Source organism: Micromonospora sp. NPDC049089, from assembly GCF_040648775.1.
Lineage (GTDB): Bacteria > Actinomycetota > Actinomycetes > Mycobacteriales > Micromonosporaceae > Micromonospora.
This window is the reverse complement of sequence record NZ_JBEZEH010000413.1, coordinates 1-1,056: the sequence shown is the minus strand read 5'-3', so window position 1 is coordinate 1,056 and position 1,056 is coordinate 1. Positions and strand designations below refer to the sequence as shown.

Here is a 1,056-nt window from a genome sequence, read left to right as displayed (position 1 = left end):
CACCCGGGTGCGGGGTTCGGGGGAACCGTTGGAGATCAGCGGGCGGCTCGGCCGCGCTCGGAAATCTTGTAGCCGTTCTTGACGGCCCATTCCCGGATGGCCCGGTTCTGCTCCCGATCCATTCCCGCGCCGGCGGGTCGCCCCGGCCGCCGGACCGAACGGGCGCTCTCCACCGGGCCGCGCCCGATCCGCCGACCCGCATTGATGTACGGATCGAGCGCCTTGCGCAGGACGCCGGCATTCTCGTCGGAGACGTCGATCGTGTAGGCCACGCCGTCGAGACTGAACTCAACCGTCCGGTCGGCCTTCCCACCGTCGAGGTCGTCGGTCAGGACCGTGATTACTTTTCTCGCCATTGCCGATTACTCCCTGTGTGCGGCGGGATGTGTCCAAAGTCTGACCTATCACCCCGGTAATCCGCAACAATATGCCTTCCATTCATTCGGCGCGTCGCGATTCCGTTACCGAGCAAAACCATGAATCGGTTCGGTGGCGAGGCTTCATTCCCCGAGGATGCCGCTGTGACCGGCGATGGCAGCCGCCTCGGCCCGGTTCGAGACCCGCAACTTGCGTAGCAGCGCGGCGGTCATCCGTTTCACCGTCCGTTCGGAGACGTGCAGTTCTTCGGCGATGTCGACGGTGTTGCGGCCGGCGGCGATCGCCCGCAGCAGCCGCCGTTCCTCGCCGTCCAGGTCGACGGGCGCGGAGCGGGTGGGCCCCAGCAGCATGGCGCGCAGCAGTTCGGCCGGCAGTACCGCCCAGCCGTCGAGGATCGCCAGCAGCGGGGGCAGCAGCTCCTCCGGTTCGCTGGTCTTGGGCAGGAACCCCTCGGCACCGGCCCGCAGCGCCTCCACCGCTGGCCCGGGGTCGGCGGAGCCGGACATCGCGACCACCCGTACCCGTGGGGTGGTCCGCCGGATCGCGGCCACCGCCCGGATGCCGCCGGGCGGCGGCATGTGCAGGTCGACCAGGGCCAGGTCGGGGCGGCAGCTGCTGACCAGGGCCGCCGCCGCGGCGGGGGGGCCGGGGGTGGGGGCCCCCCCGGCCCGGCCCGGG

General features: G+C 70.8%; 2 protein-coding genes. Both read right to left on the bottom strand.

Features of this window, described 5'->3' with window-relative positions:
- Positions 1-35: 35 nt before the first annotated feature.
- Positions 36-356, bottom strand: a complete 321-nt coding sequence (locus tag AB0B48_RS33190; protein ID WP_357208626.1) for an Lsr2 family protein — start codon at positions 354-356, stop codon at positions 36-38.
- A gap of 144 nt (positions 357-500) precedes the next feature.
- Positions 501-1,056: response regulator transcription factor (locus AB0B48_RS33185; protein WP_357208623.1), on the bottom strand; the 556-nt coding region annotated here is incomplete at its 5' end.